Here is an 18,295-nt window from a genome sequence, read left to right on the forward strand (position 1 = left end):
TTTTTATAAATACTTGATGGGATTGGTTTTACTTTCCGATAAACGGACTGCAAAATTAGGAATTTTTTTTGTAAGATAGTCAACTAATAAATTTTTTGTAAACTGTTCGGTCTCATAGTGGCCAATATCTGCAATCACCAACTGGTTTTCAGCTTGATAAAACTCATGGTATTTAACATCGGCCGTAATATACACATCTGCCCCGGCAGCCTTGGCGGCATTTATGGCAAAGGCCCCACTACCGCCCAAAACGGCGACTTTCTTTACCTTCTTGCCTCTTAGGGCTGAGTGTCTTACCACTTTGGCATTCATTTGGTTTTTTACAAACTGTAAAAAGACCTCTTCCTCTATTGCTGTATCCAAAGAACCGATCATCCCCATTCCTACATGTTGATTGGTATTTTCCATGATGAAAATATCATAGGCAACTTCCTCATAGGGATGGGCCTGCATGAGTGCGCTTACTACATTATTTTTTACAATGGACGGAAATACCACACTTACCATGGTTTCCTCCTCGTAGTGGGTTTGGCCTATTTTGCCAATTGTTGGGTTAGCACCCTCCTTGGCTTCGTAACTTCCTAGACCGTTTACGCTAAAACTACAATTACTGTAGTTGCCTATATGTCCCGCCCCTGCTTTAAAAAGAGCTTCAAGAATATCCTGTGTATGCACTTTAGGCACATAGGTGGTCAATTTCTGTAAGGAATTTTTTTTAGGGATAAGAATTTTTGGGTCTTCTAGACCTAACACTTCACAAATCTTGGCATTTACCCCTTGTTGCACGTTGTCCAAGGCTGTGTGCATGCTATATATGGCAACATCGTTCTTAATTGCTTTTAGAACCACCCTTTCTACATAATTGGAGCCCGTAAGTTTTTTAAGACCACTAAATATAATCGGGTGAAAGCTTACAATAAGATTGCATTTGTTTTCTATGGCTTCATCTACGACATTTTCCAAGGTGTCCAAGGTTACTAGCACTCCACTAACCGTCTTGTTTTTGTCACCCACCAACAAACCTACATTATCAAAATCTTCAGCATTGCCCAAAGGCGCCAATTCTTCTAGGATTGAGATTATTTCTTTTATTGTCATTATTCAAATTCTATCGTCTAAAGATAAAATATTATAATTTCGCCAAAATGCAACTGCTTAGAAAAATCCTTTACCCAGTTTCCCTTATTTATGCCTTAGTGGTATATGTACGCAATTATTTTTATGATAGGGGGTGGCTTTCTTCTAAGGAATTTTCTACACCTACAATTTGTATTGGTAATCTGAGTGTTGGGGGTACAGGAAAAACTCCTATGGCCGAGTTGATAATTAAGGGTTTAAGGGATCAGTATAGTGTAGCGTTGTTGAGCCGGGGTTATAAAAGAAAATCCTCTGGATTTTTATTGGCGGATAAAAACACAACAGTTGAGGAAGTGGGGGATGAGCCATTTCAGATTCATTCAAAATTCCAGGATATTTCTGTGGCTGTCGATGCTGATAGACAAAACGGGATAGGTATGTTGCAATCGTTAATTTCGCCCGAAGTCATATTATTGGATGATGCTTTTCAGCATAGAAAGGTGAGATGCCACTTTTATGTCTTGCTAACTCCTTATGACAATTTGTATGTAGATGACTGGTATTTGCCAACTGGCGATTTAAGGGATGCAAAGAACCAGGCCCATAGGGCGCAATTGATTGTAGTGACCAAGTGCCCAAAAAACCTAAGCTTAGAAAACCGGAACGAAATTAAGGGCAAACTGAAACCAAAGGCCAATCAGGTTGTTCTATTTTGTTATTTTGAATATGGTAGGATGTTGTTGGGCAAAAATGAAATTTCCTTACAAGAGATTAACTTTAAAGATATAACTCTGGTTACCGGCATTGCCAACCCCAAACCCTTGGTAAGTTATTTAAAGGAGCATGGCCTTGCATTTGAGCATCTTCGCTATGCCGACCATCATTATTTTTCTGGGGATGAAATAAGCGAATTGAACTCGAAGGAATTCGTCCTTACTACTGAAAAGGATTATGTTAGATTAAAAGATAAGGTAGCCAATCTTTGGTACATTTCTGTGGAACACAAGTTTTATGAAGAGGATGAAGGTGTGCTCCTAAAAGAGATTACAACGGTTATACAACAGAATTCTTAAGATTCTTGTTGTTAAAAATGTTCTCCCCAATTTTTTGATAAAAAACTTCGGGTTTAAACGGTTTAGTGATTACATCATTGCAACCAGCGGCATAAAAGCTTTCCAAACTGTCATCCAAAGAAATTGCGGTCAAAGCCACAATGGGTGTTTTTTGATCAAACTTCCTGATTTCAATAGTGGCCTCTTCCCCGCCAATTCCAGGCATATGAATATCCATTAAAATGGCATCATAGGTATTTTCCTTGGCAAAATCAATGGCTTCCCCACCGTGATTGGCAATATCACTGGTGATTTCTTTTTTGGTAAGCATTTTCTTTGTGATTACCTGATTGATTTTATTGTCTTCAACGATGAGAATGTGAAGTCCTTTGAAATCAAAATCTTCCTCTGTCAATTCAAATGAAACCTCATCTACCAAGGCATCCTTACTCTTCACATCCAACTCAAAAAAGAAGCGACTCCCTTTACCTAATTCGCTTTCTAGTTGAATTTTACTGTCAAATAAACCTAATAAGCTTTTTACAATGGTTAAACCAAGACCAGAACCACCATACTCACGATTAATTTGGATGGACCCTTGTTCAAAACCTTCAAAAATATTCTCCTGTTGATCTTTGGAGATGCCAATGCCGTTATCTTGTACCTCAAAATACAAACGTACATTTTCCTCGTCCTTATTTAGCATTTTGGCCATTACCTTCACCTCTCCATTTTTAGTAAACTTAAGGGCGTTACCCACCAAGTTGATGAATATTTGCGATAGTTTTATAGGGTCACTAAGTAAATGGGAAGGAATGCTTTCATCATATTCAAGAATGAGTTTGGTTTTGTTGTTTTGAGCACTTTGGTGAAGTGAGTCAATAGTTTCTTGAAGTACCTTTTTAAGATTGAACTCCACATGGAGCGGCTCCAGTTTATCAGCATCAATTTTATTTATTTGTAAAATATCATTGATGAAATTAAGTAAATAGTCTCCCGAAAATTTTAAGGCCTTTAAATGTTCTTTTTGGTTCTCGCTGGGGTTTTCTTCCAGCAGCAGATGCGTAAGACCGGTTACGGCATACAAAGGCGTTCTCAACTCGTGGCTTACAGTTGAAAGGAAGTTGGTTTTAGCTTCCATGGCGGTGACCGCCGCATCTCTGGCTGCCTTGAGTTCTGTATTTTTTGTTTGTAGAAGGTCGTTGGTCTTTAGTTTTATTTGATTGTTCCTAAATAAGGAAACTGCCAAAAGCGTAATTATTATGAGGAGGGCAGAGGTAAGAATAGCCGCAATATCCGATTGGTTCTTGGATTCGTTCAATTCTTCGATTTTCTGCTCTTGACGCCTGATTTCGTCACTCATAAAATCAAACTGAATTTTTTCGGCCGTTTTACTCTCCGTTTTCATTTTAGCAATGTTGAACAGCGAGTCACGTATATAAAGTAGATTTTTGTTGTTCGCTAGTGACAGATTATATTTACCTAAAGACTCATAAATTCTGCTAAGCATTTCGTTTGCTTCCCAAATCTCTTGTGAGAAGGCATTCCTTTTAGCTATTTTGAGAGCTTCCTCACCGTTCTTTGCCGCTTCTTCCCATTTGTTGGTCTTAAAATTCAGCTCTGCCAAACCTAAAAAGGCTCGGGTAGCCAAAAAGTCACTTTCGTAAATATCGGTATTTACAATAAGGGAATTAAAGTTCTTTGCCGCACTCTCATACTTTTCAAGCTTCATATAAATCTGAGCTTCAGCTAAAAGTATATTGTTAAAGAAATTACGGTCGTTATTTAGCTGTTTGGCTTCATTTAACAAAAAAATGGCCTGAAAATTTTTGCCATCGTGAAAGAGTAAAATGGCCTCAATGTATTTTTGCATGGCATCTCCGGAAGGATATTCAATATCCTTTAGAAGTGCCTTTGCCCGATCCCAAAAAAAATAGGTAGTTTCCTCTTTATAAAGTTTTAAATAAAGAAGGGCATGGGCTTGGTAGCTATCTATAAGAGCTTTTACGTCTTCCCTTTCTTCTGCAGATTTTGAAGCTTTTTCAAGTTCTTCTAAAGCAAGATCGGTTTCATTACGATTACTATACTCCCTCGCCCTTTCAAAATGAATTTTTGGGTCCAACAGCTCTACCGTATCCTGTTTCTGTATAATAGCCTCCTGGGCCACGCACCCCATAGAAGATAGGAGCAGGGCAAAAAATACTAAAACGTTATAATTGTTTCTATTTATTAAGTCGAACTTCAAACGTAATTTTTGCGTCTCAACAACTGAATTAAATCTATAATCCTACTACTATAACCGGTCTCGTTGTCATACCAACCGATTATTTTTACCATCTTTCCTATTACGGAGGTCATCTCAGAATCAAACGTACAAGAATGATAACTATTGTTTATGTCAATGGAAACTAATGGATGTTCGCTATATAAAAGTATGTTTTTCAATCCACTAAGCGAATTTTTTTTGAATGATGTATTTACTTCTTCAATGGAAGTTTCTCTTTTTACATTAAAGGTGATATCTGTTAAAGAGCCATTGGGTACGGGTACTCTAATCCCGCATCCTCCTATGACATTTGCCAAATGGGGGAAAATTTTGGTGAGTGCTTTGGCGGCACCGGTTGTGGTTGGAACAATGGATTGACCTGCCGCGCGGGCTCTTCTAAGGTCTTTATGTGGTTGATCATGCAGACTTTGGTCACTGGTATATGAATGTATGGTGGTAATGTAGGCCTGTTCAATACCACAAAGTTCATCTATCACTTTGATCATAGGAGCCGCATTGTTCGTTGTGCAGGAAGCGTTGGAAATTACAGAATCGCCAGATTGCAGCATTTCCTCGTTTACCCCCATGACCACCATAGGAATATTTTCATCCGCTGGCGGAGCTGATAAAATTACTTTTTTGGCCCCATTTGTTAAATGGGCCTTTAACTGATCTTTAGTCTTGAACTTACCTGTGCTTTCTACTACTATATCCACAGCAAAATTGGACCAAATTATATCCTTTGGTTCAGAACAATTAAACAAATGGATTTCCTTTTCGTCCACCAATATCTTTTGATCCCGGTAATCTACCTGGGCACTAAAAACACCATGGATACTGTCAAACTTTAGTAAATGTGATAAGGTTCTGGCATCTGCAAGATCGTTGATGGCCATGACCTCCAATTCTGGATGCTCATTTAATAATCTGAATAAGGTACGACCAATTCGGCCAAAACCATTAATGCCTATTTTGGTAGTTCTCATGATGTATTTGGGAGGAAAACTTTGGTATCCGTTTGGCTTAAAATTAGTCTATGTGTTTATGAGCTTTGTAAGATGACCTTACCAAGGCACCACTTTCCACATGTCTAAAGCCCATTTTCAACCCTATTTCCTCATATTTTTTAAATTGTTCTGGAAGTATGAATTCTTTAACGGGCAAATGTCTTTTTGAAGGTTGAAGGTACTGACCAATGGTAACTACATCCACTTTGGCATTTCTCAAATCTTCCATAGTCTCAATAACCTCTTCTTCCAATTCTCCCAAACCTAGCATAATCCCGGATTTGGTCCTGTTTACACCACTTTCGCGAAGATACCTTAATACTTCAAGGCTGCGCTCGTATTTGGCTTGTATACGCACTTCTCTAGTAAGCCTTTTTACCGTTTCCATATTGTGCGAGACTACTTCTGGAGCCACCTCCACAATTCTATCCAAATGAGTTTCTATGCCTTGAAAATCTGGAATTAACGTTTCAAGTGTAGTGGAAGGGTTCATTCTACGAACTGCCTTTACGGTCTCTGCCCAAATGATGGACCCCATGTCTTTTAAATCATCTCTATCCACCGATGTGATAACGGCATGCTTAATGCCCATAATTTTAATGGAACGGGCCACTTTCTCCGGTTCTGCCCAATCTACGGTGGTAGGCCTACCGGTCTTAACACCGCAAAAACCACAAGAACGGGTACAAATATTCCCCAAAATCATGAATGTGGCAGTACCTTCTCCCCAGCATTCCCCCATATTTGGACAACTCCCAGAAGTGCAAATGGTGTGTAGGTCATATTTGTCTACCAAACCTCTAAGCTGTGTGTATTTCTTTCCGGTTGGAAGCTTGACCCTAAGCCATTTTGGTTTCCCTTTTGGAGGTGCTACACTTGCTACGGTATCTGTACTCATACGCTCTTTTATTTTGTACAAATATACGAACAATTAAAGGTTTTCTAGCACTGGAAGAAGCTAGCTGTTGAGAAGTCGATTCCGATAAAAATGCTTGATGAATTGGATGGACAAGGCATTCCTTTTAAGCTATGCTTTACCCTTGATTACCTGTGCCAAGAGTTTTTTGGCCCGCAAAATCTTTACTTTAACGTTGTTGATAGGTTCATTGAGTTGTTCCGCTATTTCCGCATAACTCAATTCTTTAAAATACCTAAGGTTGATTACCTCTTGGTAGTGGGGTTTAAGCTTTTTAATATGAGAAAGTAGGGTTGCTAGATTTTGTTCCGTTATTAGAACATCTTCCGCGGTAGGCGCATCATCCAGCACTTTTTTTACAGACTCCTGGTTTTCACCTGTCTCAAGGCTTTTTTTTCGCTTTCGTATAAGGTCTACATGAATGTTTTTGGAAATGGCTATAAGCCATGTTTTAAATTCGTATTTACTATCGTAGGTATGGAGTTTATCAAAAGCTTTGGAGAACGTTTGTATGGTAATGTCCTCGGCATCGTTCTCGTTTTCTGTGCGTTTTAGTTGAAAGCCATAAACACCGTTCCAAAACGTATCAAGTAAATTACTAAATGCAATTTGGCTTCCTGCTAGCGCCTTTTTTATAGTGGCTTGTGTGTCATTTGTTTCTGCCAAATGGGAAGCGTTTTTTTGGGAAAGTTATAGCTGTGTCTGAAATTCTTGATTATTGTCTTTGCGGCATTCCTGCTCCTCTGGCATCTTACCGCACATGCCGCATGCTTCTCCTTCCTTGTTCAGGAATGGGCTTTGGCTGGCGCAGGTGCCTGCAAATTTACCGTCTTTCTTGGCCCATATTTTAATAGCTATGCCAGCAAAGGCCACCGCCATTAATCCAACAGTCAATAATAGCAACTTCATATTATTTCTTTTGTGCAAAGATACAAAATAAGCCCCGAAACAAAAGTTTCGAGGCTTGAGAAATAAAAGTGTCTATAGTTGATTTTTAATAGGCTAGATTGGCAACAATATTTTCTACTGTTGGTGTCTGGTTTCCGCCTTTTGGTTCAATAGTGATGTAACTAATGGCCTTGTCTGCGTAGGGAAGGGCTAAAAGTTTTTCTTGGCTATCTGCCTCATGTATGATTCCTAGGTTCACCATTTCTCCATTTACCTCGGCCCACATTTGATAACATTGGTCTTCCGGTAAATTGGGTAATTTGCTAACGTTGATGTATGAAAGCCTCTTTACGGGGTTGATATAGGCGACTGCCTTTAATTCCTTTGCCTTCTTATTTCCTTTAACCGAAACCTTTTTTGTCTGTGGGTTTTGGAGAACTATAAATTGATTTCTAACGTCTTCCAATTGCTGCCTCATGGTTTCTTCCAGGTCATCTATTTTATTATTTACAATGGTGTTCTCCTCTTGTAAACTTTGGTTTTGGTCCCAAAAGAAGAAGCTGGCGCCAAAAGAAAGTAAAACCGCCACACTGGCAGCAATGGCCAATCTATAATATTTTTTACGACCTACATGCTCCCTACGAACTTTGTTAAGAATTTGATCCTTAAGTTCAGCAGGAGCTTTTATGGCGTAAAGTTTGGCATAGGCCTCTAAATTTTCCTGTAGCTCATTGTAGGCATCCCTAACTTCAGGGTGCATGGCTATGTAACGTTCCGTTTGCAAGATTTCCTCTTGGCTTGCAGTGCCAATGAGGTACTTCTCCAAAGTATCCGAATCTAAAAATTGTTTTATTTTATCTTTCATGTCTTATGGTATCAGGTTCATCGATAAAACCAGAATAAGTGTTGGGCCATATATCTTTCTCAACTCCCTTAGACCTATTTTTAACCGTGATTTAATGGTTCCTAACGGAATGTCCAATTCATCACTGGCCTCTTGTTGGGTCATTCCTTGAAAAAACAGGGCATCTAACACAATCTGGTATTTTGGTTCTATCTTGTCAAGATTCTCACGTACGTCCATAAACTCCGGTCTGGTGCTATCGACGCCTAAATTATATACGTCTGAAACATCAATTTGGATTTCCTTATCGCTTTTTGTATTCACGCTACGTAACTTATCTATGGCCGTATTTCGTGTAATCCTAAAAAGCCATGTAAAAAGTTTTGCCTTTGATGCGTCATATGAATCTGATTTTTTCCAAATCTTTACGAAGCTTTCCTGCAATACATCTTGCGCTAATTCTTCGTTTCTAACTACCTTATTTGCAACACCTAACAGTGTGTCTCCATAATGTTCGTAGAGAAGGGAAATGGCTTTTTCATTGCGTTCTTGGAGCAATTCAACAATGTGTTTTTCTAGTAAGGTGCTCATAAATTTTGGAAGGTCTCAAAAAAAAATTTGATTATCGGCATCCAATGTGGTAGTTTAGCCCGTATATGTTAAAACGCTAAATTATAAAATTGATTTTTATATAAGTGTTTTGCAAAAATTTTAATGAATAAATGTGCACTTGGTAACTGCACATTTAATTTTTGGTTAGTTTGGTTTGGTATAACCCCTGGAGATTTTCTTCAGGGGTTATTTTATGATGTTCACTTCTGGAACAATGTCTATACCAAAAACCTCTTTAACCTCCTTAATAATTCTAAAGGCCAGTTTCAATATTTCCTCTCCTGTGGCGTTGCCGTGATTGACCAAAACAAGGGCTTGATTTTTATGTACCCCGGCATCATCAAATCTTTTACCCTTGAACCCGCATTGTTCAATAAGCCATCCCGCAGGTATTTTATATTCTGATTCCGATATCTTGTAAAAGGGAGCATGGGGATTCTTCTCAATAAAAGAGGTAAAATTTTCTCTATCTAAAACCGGGTTCTTAAAAAAACTACCACTGTTACCCAAAACTTTTGGGTCTGGAAGTTTTTCCTGTCTAATAGCAATAACCGCATTGGAAATATCTTTAATACTAGGGTCTATAATGTTATTCTCCTTTAGCTTCGCTTCTATTGCACCGTATGAGGTATTTTTTTTGTGGTTTCTTTTTGTAAGTTGAAGAGTGACGGAGGTAATTACATATTTGCCCTTTACCTCGTTTTTAAAAATGGAATCCCTATAACCAAATTTGCAATCTTCCTTTGTAAATGTTTTTAAGGTTTGCGTTTCTACGTCCATGGCTTCGCAACGAACAAAAATATCTTTTAGTTCAACTCCGTAAGCACCAATGTTCTGAATGGGGGCGGTACCCGTATTCCCTGGAATTAATGACATATTTTCCAAACCTCCATAACCTTTATCCAAGGTGTACATGACCATTTGGTGCCAATTTTCCCCCGCCATGATTTTTAGGATTACCTCTTCATCCGTTTCCTGCACTACTTCTATTCCTTTTATATTGATATGAAGAACAAGTGCATCTATATGTTGCGTTATCAGCATATTGCTTCCTCCGCTAATAATAAATTTTTTTGGGTAAGTATCTAGTTGAAAAGCCTTTCTTAAATCCTCTATACTGTTAATTTCCAGAAAGTAACTGGCTTTGGCGTCTATTCCAAAGGTATTGTAGGCTTTAAGCGAAAAATTTGATTGTATGTTCATTAGCCTTTATAACTCTTCAAAGCTTCCTTTAGTATGCCGACTGCCCTTTTAAGGCTTTCTTTTTCCAGAACGTAGGCAATTCTCACTTGATTTTTCCCGTAGCCTTCGCTAGCGTAAAAACCTGCAGCAGGTGCAACCATGACCGTTTCGCCGTTTATTGAAAAATCGTTTAAGAGCCATTGGGCAAAATGGTCTGAATCTTCTATAGGCAATTGTGCAATGCAATAAAAGGCTCCCTGAGGTCTTCCAATGGTAACACCCTCTATTTTTTCCAGTTCACGAATCAATAGATTTCGTCTGCCTACATATTCTTCTTTTACCTCATCAAAATAACTTTGAGGCGTTTCCAATGCTGCTTCGCTTGCAATTTGGGCAAAGGTTGGAGGTGATAATCGTGCTTGTGCAAACTTTATAGCTGTCTTTATAAGTTCCTTGTTCTTGCTAACCATGCAGCCTATTCGTGCGCCGCACATACTGTATCTTTTGGAAACGGAATCAACAACTATGGCATTTTCCTCTAAGCCAGGCTCCTGTAAAATAGAATAATGTGAACGATTGTCATAGGTAAACTCCCTATACACCTCGTCTGCAATAAGAAAAATTTCATGCTTTTTAACAATGGCCGCTAATTTGGCAATTTCTTCGGGGGTATAAAGGTAACCGGTAGGGTTCCCCGGATTACAAATTAGAATTGCCTTGGTTTTTTTGGTAATAAGTTTTTCAAATTCCTCAATGGACGGAAGAGCAAAATTATCATCAATCTTTGAGATAATGGGCACTACATTTACTCCTGCGGCCGTAGAAAATCCATTATAGTTGGCATAAAACGGTTCTGGAATGATAATTTCATCCCCAAAATCAGTAATGCTGCCAATGGTAAAAGAAAGAGCCTCTGATCCACCGGTGGTCACAATTATGTCATTGGCATCCACATGAATGTTATACTTTGCATAATAGGCGGCTAATTTGGTTCTATATTCTTCTGAACCTTCCGTTCTGCTGTATTCTACAACTTCCAAATTGTGGTTCTTTACCGCGTCCAAAGCCACTTGTGGCGTTTTTATATCTGGCTGACCTATGTTGAGATGTATTACATTAATTCCTCTCTTTTTGGCTGCTTCGGCATATGGAACTAATTTTCTAATAGGGGATTCTGGCATGGAGATTCCCTTCTGGGACACTTTTGGCATAAATCTAAATTTTACACAAAAATGCTAAAACCAATCGGATAAAACTAAATTCTACCATCTCAATTCAATTTCTGTAAATTGTTAAAAATCAAGCATATTTGGCTTAAAATTCCTAAATTGTTAGAGGTAGGGCGATTAATATTAGGAAAATTGAAGACTTGGAGCCTAAATATGACATTGTTGTTACTGCTAGCACCTTTGCTGGTTTGTAGTCAGCACTTTAAATTACCACAGGATAAAAGCTTTCAGAAGCTAAAATTTCAGTTGGTAAACAATCTCATTGTGGTTCCCGTTGAAGTAAACGGTACAAAGCTTCATTTTCTTTTGGATTCCGGAGTTAGCCAACCCATACTCTTTAATATCAGTAACAAGGATTCTGTACAGATCAATAATGTGACGGAAATTACCATACGGGGAGTAGGTCATGGGGAGCCTATTAAGGCTTTAAGTTCTTCGGGCAATACCTTTAAAATTGACCATATAGTAAACCAAAGTCAGAAGTTGTACGTGGTCATGGATAAAGGAATCAACCTTTCACCTTCCTTAGGTATTACTATACACGGCATAATGGGCTATGAGTTGTTTAGGGATTTTGTTGTGGATATAAGCTACGCAAAGAGAATCATCAGATTTTTTGACCCAGAGAAGTATGAATACAAGAAATCAAAAAAAATGGAAACCATGCCATTGGCCATCAGAAATAAAAAAGCTTACGTACAAAGCACCTTATTTTTGGACGGAATCAAAGGGTTGCCGGTTACCATGTTGGTAGATACGGGTAGTAGTGACGCTGTTTGGCTATTTGAGAATGAGCATATCAAGGTACCTGAAAAACATTTTGATGTTTTTTTGGGCAAGGGGCTTAATGGGTTAGTGTATGGGAAACGGACAAAAATTAAGGGTATAAGCTTAGGAGATTTTTTGATCTCCGATGCTAAAGCAGCCTTTCCTGATGAGTTATCTTATAGCGAAATAAATAGTTTTGGTAATAGAAATGGAAGTCTTGGGGGAGAGATTTTGAAAAGATTTGATATCGTTTTTGATTATTCTAAAAATCAAATGGCCTTTAAAAGGAACAAATTTTTTAAGGAGCCCTTTTATTATAACTTGAGCGGTTTGAATCTACAGCACAACGGTATGCGCTATATTGCGGAGAGTATTGCAGACAATAGGGGTATTGTCAAGGAGGATGAAAAACAATTTGGAGATGTACAGCTCATCTTTGAGAATAAGACAAAATTAAGCTTGGTGCCTGAGATTGTCATTTCGGCTATTAGGGCAGGAAGTCCTGCTCATGAAGCGGGATTGCGACAGGGAGATGTCATTTTGGCCGTAAACGGTAAAAGGGTTCATAAATACCAACTGCAAGATGTGGTAAAGATGGTAAATGAAAAAGAGGGTAAAAGAATCAAATTATTGGTGGATCGTTATAATTCAGATTTGTTGTTCACTTTTAAACTTACCAAATTATTCCAATAAAAAAACCCCGGCGTAGACCGAGGTTTCTCAATTTTCTTTAAGTGGAGGTTTTATTTGCCTTCTGAGGCTTTAACTTCTCCTTTTATCTTTAACACCTTGGTAGGTGTATCTGCGTTTGAAATTACGGTAATAGCTTTTCTAATAGGCCCAACACGATTGGTATCGTATTTAACCTGAATTTCACCGGTCTTACCAGGTAAAATAGGCTCTTCTGGCTTTTTAGGGATGGTACACCCACAGCTAGAACTTACTTTACTTATAATCAAAGGAGCTTTGCCGGTGTTGGTAAACTCAAACACACGAACACCATCTGAACCTTTGGTGATTTCTCCGTAATCTACGGTCTCCGTCTTAAATTCAATTTTAGCGGCTTTTTCCTGGGCGGTTAATGTAAAACCCAGTAGGCCAACAAATAATACGAGTACTATTTTTTTCATCTTGTTAAATTTAGGGAATCTCAAAAATAAATCTTTTCAGATGAACCTCCAAAATTCTTTTGTTATCTGTTAACGTTACTTATTTTTGTTTCGTATTTATAAAGTGGCATTTTTGCCATTATTAATTAACACAGAAACTTCATTGGCGGTCTTTTGTTTTTGGACCGACACATACTTGTCAAAAACCATTCCAAAATATGGATATCCCATCAAAATACGACCCCCGCAAGGCGGAAAATCATTGGTATGACTACTGGATGCAGAATAACTATTTTTTTTCAACCCCAGATGAAAGAGAACCATATACTATCGTTATTCCACCGCCAAACGTAACAGGGGTTCTGCATATGGGGCATATGCTGAACAATACATTGCAGGACGTGCTTATCAGAAGGGCAAGACTCATGGGTAAAAACGCCTGTTGGGTACCGGGTATGGACCATGCTTCCATTGCTACGGAAGCAAAGGTGGTTGCCAAACTAAAAGCGGAAGGCATTGAAAAGTCTGACTTGACACGGGATGAGTTTTTAAAGCACGCTTGGGACTGGACCAACGAATATGGAGGGGTTATTCTAGAGCAATTGAAGAAATTAGGATGTTCATGTGATTGGAACCGTACCAAGTTCACCATGGATGAGGATATGTATCAATCCGTTATCAAAGTGTTTGTTGATTTGTTCAATAAAGGATTGATTTATCGCGGACATCGTATGGTCAATTGGGACCCAGAGGCCTTGACCACACTTTCTGATGAAGAAGTTATTTATGAGGAACGCCAAGGTCTATTGTACTATTTGTCATACCCGATTGAAGGTAGTGAAGAAACGGTTACCATTGCAACAACACGTCCAGAAACCATTTTAGGCGATACGGCTATTTGTATCAACCCCAATGATGAAAGGTACTCCCACTTGAAAGGAAAAAAGGTAGTGGTGCCTATTTGCAATAGGGTTATTCCCATCATTGAAGATGAGTATGTGGATATTGAATTTGGTACGGGATGTTTAAAAATAACTCCGGCCCATGATATAAACGACAAAGCCCTTGGGGAAAAACATGGCCTGGAAACCATAGATATTTTTAATGCCAACGCAACCTTAAATTCCTTCGGGTTACATTATGAAGGAAAAGATCGTTTTGTGGTTAGAAAGGAAATAAGCAAAGAACTGGAAGAAAATGGTTTTTTGGTTAAGAAGGAAAACTATGTAAACAAGGTAGGTACCTCAGAAAGGACCAAGGCTGTCATTGAGCCACGTTTGAGCGATCAATGGTTCCTAAAAATGGAAGATTTGGTAAAACCTGCCTTAAAAGCTGTACTTGAGACCGATGAGGTAAAATTTTTCCCTAAAAAATTTGAGAACACCTACCGCCATTGGATGGAAAATATTCGTGATTGGAATATCTCCAGACAGCTTTGGTGGGGGCAACAAATTCCTGCATATTATTATGGAGATGGCCAAGATGATTTTGTGGTGGCGGAAACCAGAGAGGAAGCACTACAATTGGCACAGGACAAATCTGGGAATAGGTCATTGGCCCTAGAGGACTTAAAGCAAGATGAAGACGCTCTTGATACTTGGTTCTCATCGTGGTTGTGGCCTATAAGTGTTTTCAATGGAATTTTAGAGCCTGATAACAAGGAGGTGAACTATTACTATCCTACCAGTGATTTGGTTACTGGACCGGATATAATTTTCTTTTGGGTAGCCAGAATGATTATTTCCGGTTATGAATATAGGGATGAGAGACCTTTTAAGAATGTGTACTTTACGGGCTTGGTTCGGGATAAGCAGCGAAGAAAAATGTCCAAATCCTTGGGTAATTCACCCGATGCCCTAAAGTTGATTGAAAATTATGGGGCAGATGGGGTTAGGGTAGGTTTGTTATTAAGTTCTGCTGCCGGAAATGATTTAATGTTCGATGAGGATTTATGCCAGCAAGGAAAAAACTTTGCCAACAAAATTTGGAACGGATTTAGATTATTGAAAAGTTGGGAGGTGGCAGATATCGCTCAACCTGTATCCTCGCATATAGGAATTGAATGGTATAAGGCCAAATTCAATCAGACCTTGGCAGAGATTGAAGACCATTTTTCCAAGTATCGAATTTCTGATGCCCTAATGGCTATTTATAAGCTTGTTTGGGACGATTATAGTTCATGGTTGTTGGAGATAATTAAGCCAGACTACCAAAAGCCAATAGATACGGCCACCTTTGATGCGGTAATCGAACTTTTTGAGGATAACCTAAAATTGTTGCACCCTTTCATGCCATTTTTAACGGAGGAGGTTTGGCAGCATATTGCGGAAAGAACTCCAGAAGAAGCCTTGGTTGTAGCAAAGTGGCCTAGTTCTGTGAAGGTAAATCAAAATTTGATACACGAATTTGAATTTGCTTCAGAGGTGGTTTCAGGGGTACGCAACATTCGTAAGGAAAAAAACATACCAAATAAGGAAGAGTTGCAATTGTCCGTTTTAAATGAGGGCAGCATTTCCCCAAAATGGGATGTGGTCATTCAAAAACTTACCAATGTTTCTGAGGTAACTTACGTAGAGAACGCCGTAGATGGCTCATTATCATTTAGGGTGAAAAATAATGAGTATTTTATACCTATTTCAGGAGCTATAGATGTAGAGGCCGAAGTAAAGAAAATACAAGAGGAATTAAAATACACTCGTGGATTCTTAAAATCGGTTCAAAAGAAACTGGAAAACGAACGTTTTGTAAATAATGCGCCAGAACAGGTAATTGCCAATGAGCGTAAGAAACAAGCTGATGCCGAGGCTAAAATTGAAACCTTGGAAAAAAGTTTGGCCAGTTTGGGATAGCAACTTTATAGCATTATAGATGGACCGTTGTAAGTTGTATTTCCTTTAAATAGGAAATGTGGTTTGCAACGGTTTTTATTGGTCTTGCTCATTGTAAAAGGGTAGAAGTAGCTTTTTGTCCGCAAATCTACCAGTTACGTTTTCCTCTGTTGGTGTACGAACCAAAACGGTGTTCCATCTTCCTTCAATACCAATGTAATGTTTTTTGAACGTAGTGTTCAGTTGGGTTTGTTTTAAACAGTCCTCTATCACATCTAAAATATCTTTTCGATACTTGGGAGTAATATTCTTAATATCCTTGATTTTTAAAAGTATCAATAGCTTTTCACCTTTACTCTTGGAAAAATAGGCGATGTTCTTTGTGGTAATACCGCTTACGATTTCATTGTTAATGCAATTTCTTAGAAGACCGGAAATGGAATCGTTTTCAGTAACCAGTGTTTTATCGTTCAATGTTTTAAAATCCGAAATCAACATGTTGTAATTTGGGTCTTGAATAATGGTTTTTTCTTTGGTATCCTTGGATCTTGTGTAAACTCCATAGAGTGATAGAGACATTACAATGGTAAAAAGTACCGTAAGTACAAGACAGCCGCAACCCTGCCAGAGAGGTCTTTTGGCTGGTGATACACGCAGCAATACATTTTTGCTATGTTCCATGTCTTCTGTAAACTCTTTCTTTTTAAAATGTCTACGGCAATGGTCGCATTCGGCAGTGATTGTCTTGTTCAACGGTAAAATTGGAATCCAAAAAAAGTGGAAATAGTTTCCTTTTACTATCAGCTTAATAGAATCCTTTGATTTACAATGGGGACATGTGGTGTTTTTTAGATAATCTTCTTTAAGAACGGATGTACGAACACCAAAGAGAAATAGCATATATGAAAATTATGGTTTGGTTTGACAAATAACGGAATAACGCAAAATTAATTGGGGCGAAAGATATGTACATCCCTGAAATCCGTGATTTCTACGTTACCTTATGTCTACTAAGTATTGGATAATGTATTGTATCTATAAAACTTGTCATTACTCCTAAAACCGAATCTATATTCAGTTAATTCCCTATTTTAGTCGTGTGAGACTAAAGGATAATAAGAAAAAGGAAGCTATTTTTAATGCTGCAATTGAGCTAACAGGGGAACTAGGCCTTAATAAGATTACCATGTCTGCCATTGCCGAAAAAGCTCAAGTTGCCAGTGGAACCCTTTATATCTATTTTAATAGTAAAGAACAGCTGTTCAATGAGCTTTATAAACGCCTTATTTCAGAAGGTACATTGTCCATTCTTCCGGCAGTAGAACACTTACCGATCAAACAACAGTTGTTTACCATTTGGTCCAACGTACTTGAATTTCGCACCTCGAACACAGCCGAGGTGGCCTTTATGCATGAATTTAGATATTCGCCTTTGTTGGATGAGGATACTAAGAAAATAGATGGTCTTTTTGTTGACCACATACGCGGACTTCTTGAAGCTGGGAGGGAAGAATTGATTGTTAAAAATTTAAGCGACGATATTCTTATCCCTCTTATGTACGGTTATGTAGATAATTTGGCCAGACATTTGAGCTACAGAGGAATAAAACTTACCCCGGAAATTGTTAGACAGACCTTCATTATCTGCTGGGACGCCATTAAAGCATAATTTTTAACAATATAAATGAATATGTATTCATTTATAACGAATCTTTAAGTACATTTGTACCAAGTTCAATTGGTTGAATTGTTTGTAGAGTTTAAGTTGTAGCCCCAAGTCTTATTTGTTAAGACTTGTTCTTCTTAAGTTGATGGAAACCCCGATAGTACGGTTTGACATTTCCCCCGCGTCATTTCGTCAAGGGGTTTCTGCGTTTATAGGACTTTACAAAATGTTTTCGCGTTTTACGTATCTTTAAAAAAACCAATGCCATGAAACCTTTTATAACTTTCATCTGTATATTGACTTGTGCTATTGATTATGGTCAAGAAATAAACATAGTAAATCCTGAAATTCAAATTAAAACGGCCACTGCACCCTTGCCTGAGAGTGAAAAGACGGGCGCCATGGTCTATGGTTATGATGAAGGTGGAAGTTTAACAGTACTTCGGGAGGGGACGAATAATATGATATGTTTGGCGGATAATCCACATAATGAAGGAATAAGCGTTGCATGCTATTCCAAGGAATTGGAGCCGTTCATGAGACGAGGTAGAGAATTGACCGCTGAGGGGAAGAATACTAAGGAAAAACGTGAAATTCAAGGGGCAGAGGTAGCCGCTGGAAAATGGCAAATGCCTATTGTGCCAAGCATGATGTACGTTTATTTTGGTACTAACGAAGCTTATAACAGGGAAACAGGCGAACTTTTGGATGGTAAATTCAGGTACGTCATATATACACCTTTCGCTACTGCAGCTTCCACGGGACTGCCTACCAAACCTCATGACAAAGGTATGCCTTGGTTAATGGATCCCGGTACATTTAGGGCCCATATTATGGTAGGTCCCAATTAA

Annotated in this window: 17 protein-coding genes; 5 read left to right on the forward strand and 12 right to left on the reverse strand. The window is 38.5% G+C overall.

Going from position 1 to position 18,295, the window contains the following annotated elements:
• Nucleotides 1-3 precede the first annotated feature (3 nt).
• Entirely contained in the window at nt 4-1,098 is a 1,095-nt protein-coding gene (locus tag BIZ36_RS13470; RefSeq protein ID WP_187458433.1) for a Nif3-like dinuclear metal center hexameric protein, read from the reverse strand.
• Nucleotides 1,099-1,145: 47 nt separating this feature from the next.
• On the opposite strand from BIZ36_RS13470, the gene lpxK reads away from it, so the two are divergent.
• On the forward strand, nt 1,146-2,150 hold the full coding sequence (gene lpxK, locus BIZ36_RS13475) for a tetraacyldisaccharide 4'-kinase (protein WP_187458434.1): 1,005 nt from the start codon (nt 1,146-1,148) through the stop codon (nt 2,148-2,150).
• On the opposite strand, the gene BIZ36_RS13480 is transcribed toward lpxK, so the two are convergent.
• The 9 genes from BIZ36_RS13480 to BIZ36_RS13520 all read right to left on the reverse strand — a co-directional run bounded on the left by BIZ36_RS13480 (nt 2,131) and on the right by BIZ36_RS13520 (nt 11,055).
• A complete protein-coding gene (locus tag BIZ36_RS13480) occupies nt 2,131-4,374 on the reverse strand; it encodes a tetratricopeptide repeat-containing hybrid sensor histidine kinase/response regulator (RefSeq protein ID WP_222937394.1) in 2,244 nt (747 codons plus the stop codon). The two genes, lpxK and BIZ36_RS13480, sit on opposite strands and share 20 nt — an antisense overlap.
• Entirely contained in the window at nt 4,371-5,381 is a 1,011-nt protein-coding gene (gene gap, locus BIZ36_RS13485; RefSeq protein ID WP_187458435.1) for a type I glyceraldehyde-3-phosphate dehydrogenase, read from the reverse strand. Before gap ends, BIZ36_RS13480 begins: the two co-directional genes overlap by 4 nt.
• A gap of 43 nt (nt 5,382-5,424) precedes the next feature.
• Nucleotides 5,425-6,300: a lipoyl synthase gene (gene lipA, locus BIZ36_RS13490; RefSeq protein ID WP_187458436.1), complete on the reverse strand. Its 876-nt coding sequence runs from the start codon at nt 6,298-6,300 to the stop codon at nt 5,425-5,427.
• A 129-nt stretch (nt 6,301-6,429) separates the two neighbouring features.
• The gene (locus tag BIZ36_RS13495; protein ID WP_187458437.1) at nt 6,430-6,984 is read right to left on the reverse strand and encodes an RNA polymerase sigma factor; all 555 of its coding nucleotides are present in this window, start codon (nt 6,982-6,984) and stop codon (nt 6,430-6,432) included.
• 24 nt (nt 6,985-7,008) lie between these two features.
• A complete protein-coding gene (locus tag BIZ36_RS13500; RefSeq protein WP_187458438.1) occupies nt 7,009-7,227 on the reverse strand; it encodes a membrane or secreted protein in 219 nt (72 codons plus the stop codon).
• A gap of 85 nt (nt 7,228-7,312) precedes the next feature.
• Complete coding sequence (locus BIZ36_RS13505; protein ID WP_187458439.1) at nt 7,313-8,071, reverse strand: anti-sigma factor; 759 nt, start codon at nt 8,069-8,071, stop codon at nt 7,313-7,315.
• A 3-nt stretch (nt 8,072-8,074) separates the two neighbouring features.
• Nucleotides 8,075-8,641, reverse strand: a complete 567-nt coding sequence (locus BIZ36_RS13510) for an RNA polymerase sigma factor (RefSeq protein ID WP_187458440.1) — start codon at nt 8,639-8,641, stop codon at nt 8,075-8,077.
• A gap of 207 nt (nt 8,642-8,848) precedes the next feature.
• Nucleotides 8,849-9,865, reverse strand: a complete 1,017-nt coding sequence (murB, locus tag BIZ36_RS13515) for a UDP-N-acetylmuramate dehydrogenase (protein ID WP_187458441.1) — start codon at nt 9,863-9,865, stop codon at nt 8,849-8,851.
• Nucleotides 9,865-11,055: a pyridoxal phosphate-dependent aminotransferase gene (locus BIZ36_RS13520; protein ID WP_187458442.1), complete on the reverse strand. Its 1,191-nt coding sequence runs from the start codon at nt 11,053-11,055 to the stop codon at nt 9,865-9,867. The genes murB and BIZ36_RS13520 overlap by 1 nt, the downstream gene beginning before the upstream one ends.
• Nucleotides 11,056-11,226: 171 nt before the next feature.
• On the opposite strand from BIZ36_RS13520, the gene BIZ36_RS13525 reads away from it, so the two are divergent.
• Nucleotides 11,227-12,534, forward strand: coding sequence for a PDZ domain-containing protein (locus BIZ36_RS13525; protein ID WP_187458443.1), 1,308 nt, complete (start codon nt 11,227-11,229; stop codon nt 12,532-12,534).
• Nucleotides 12,535-12,584: 50 nt separating this feature from the next.
• Here the strand turns inward: BIZ36_RS13525 and BIZ36_RS13530 are convergent, their stop codons facing one another.
• Nucleotides 12,585-12,971 carry a DUF1573 domain-containing protein gene (locus BIZ36_RS13530; RefSeq protein WP_187458444.1) on the reverse strand — a complete coding sequence of 129 codons (387 nt, stop codon included), beginning with the start codon at nt 12,969-12,971 and terminating at the stop codon, nt 12,585-12,587.
• Between the two features lie 197 nt (nt 12,972-13,168).
• Between BIZ36_RS13530 and BIZ36_RS13535 the strand changes: the two genes are divergently transcribed.
• Nucleotides 13,169-15,799: a valine--tRNA ligase gene (locus BIZ36_RS13535; RefSeq protein WP_187458445.1), complete on the forward strand. Its 2,631-nt coding sequence runs from the start codon at nt 13,169-13,171 to the stop codon at nt 15,797-15,799.
• 75 nt (nt 15,800-15,874) lie between these two features.
• Here the strand turns inward: BIZ36_RS13535 and BIZ36_RS13540 are convergent, their stop codons facing one another.
• Nucleotides 15,875-16,678, reverse strand: a complete 804-nt coding sequence (locus tag BIZ36_RS13540; RefSeq protein ID WP_187458446.1) for a zinc-ribbon domain-containing protein — start codon at nt 16,676-16,678, stop codon at nt 15,875-15,877.
• 199 nt (nt 16,679-16,877) lie between these two features.
• Here BIZ36_RS13540 and BIZ36_RS21315 point away from each other — a divergent pair, with 199 nt between their 5' ends.
• Nucleotides 16,878-17,447 (forward strand): TetR/AcrR family transcriptional regulator, encoded by a 570-nt coding sequence (locus BIZ36_RS21315; protein WP_187458447.1) that lies wholly within the window; start codon nt 16,878-16,880, stop codon nt 17,445-17,447.
• Between the two features lie 263 nt (nt 17,448-17,710).
• Nucleotides 17,711-18,295, forward strand: coding sequence for a hypothetical protein (locus BIZ36_RS13550; RefSeq protein ID WP_187458448.1), 585 nt, complete (start codon nt 17,711-17,713; stop codon nt 18,293-18,295).

The sequence above is a fragment of the Cytophaga sp. FL35 genome, from assembly GCF_014349235.1.
In the GTDB taxonomy this organism is placed as follows: Bacteria; Bacteroidota; Bacteroidia; order Flavobacteriales; family Flavobacteriaceae; genus Euzebyella.

Coding starts and splice junctions, on each gene's coding strand:
- BIZ36_RS13530 (WP_187458444.1), bottom strand. CDS start 12,971: ATGAAAAAAATAGTACTCGTATTATTTGTTGGCCTACTGGGTTTTACA.
- lipA (WP_187458436.1), bottom strand. CDS start 6,300: ATGAGTACAGATACCGTAGCAAGTGTAGCACCTCCAAAAGGGAAACCA.
- BIZ36_RS13540 (WP_187458446.1), bottom strand. CDS start 16,678: ATGCTATTTCTCTTTGGTGTTCGTACATCCGTTCTTAAAGAAGATTAT.
- BIZ36_RS13535 (WP_187458445.1), top strand. CDS start 13,169: ATGGATATCCCATCAAAATACGACCCCCGCAAGGCGGAAAATCATTGG.
- BIZ36_RS13525 (WP_187458443.1), top strand. CDS start 11,227: ATGACATTGTTGTTACTGCTAGCACCTTTGCTGGTTTGTAGTCAGCAC.
- BIZ36_RS13510 (WP_187458440.1), bottom strand. CDS start 8,641: ATGAGCACCTTACTAGAAAAACACATTGTTGAATTGCTCCAAGAACGC.
- BIZ36_RS13520 (WP_187458442.1), bottom strand. CDS start 11,055: ATGCCAAAAGTGTCCCAGAAGGGAATCTCCATGCCAGAATCCCCTATT.
- murB (WP_187458441.1), bottom strand. CDS start 9,865: ATGAACATACAATCAAATTTTTCGCTTAAAGCCTACAATACCTTTGGA.
- BIZ36_RS13500 (WP_187458438.1), bottom strand. CDS start 7,227: ATGAAGTTGCTATTATTGACTGTTGGATTAATGGCGGTGGCCTTTGCT.
- BIZ36_RS13550 (WP_187458448.1), top strand. CDS start 17,711: ATGAAACCTTTTATAACTTTCATCTGTATATTGACTTGTGCTATTGAT.
- BIZ36_RS13470 (WP_187458433.1), bottom strand. CDS start 1,098: ATGACAATAAAAGAAATAATCTCAATCCTAGAAGAATTGGCGCCTTTG.
- BIZ36_RS13505 (WP_187458439.1), bottom strand. CDS start 8,071: ATGAAAGATAAAATAAAACAATTTTTAGATTCGGATACTTTGGAGAAG.
- gap (WP_187458435.1), bottom strand. CDS start 5,381: ATGAGAACTACCAAAATAGGCATTAATGGTTTTGGCCGAATTGGTCGT.
- lpxK (WP_187458434.1), top strand. CDS start 1,146: ATGCAACTGCTTAGAAAAATCCTTTACCCAGTTTCCCTTATTTATGCC.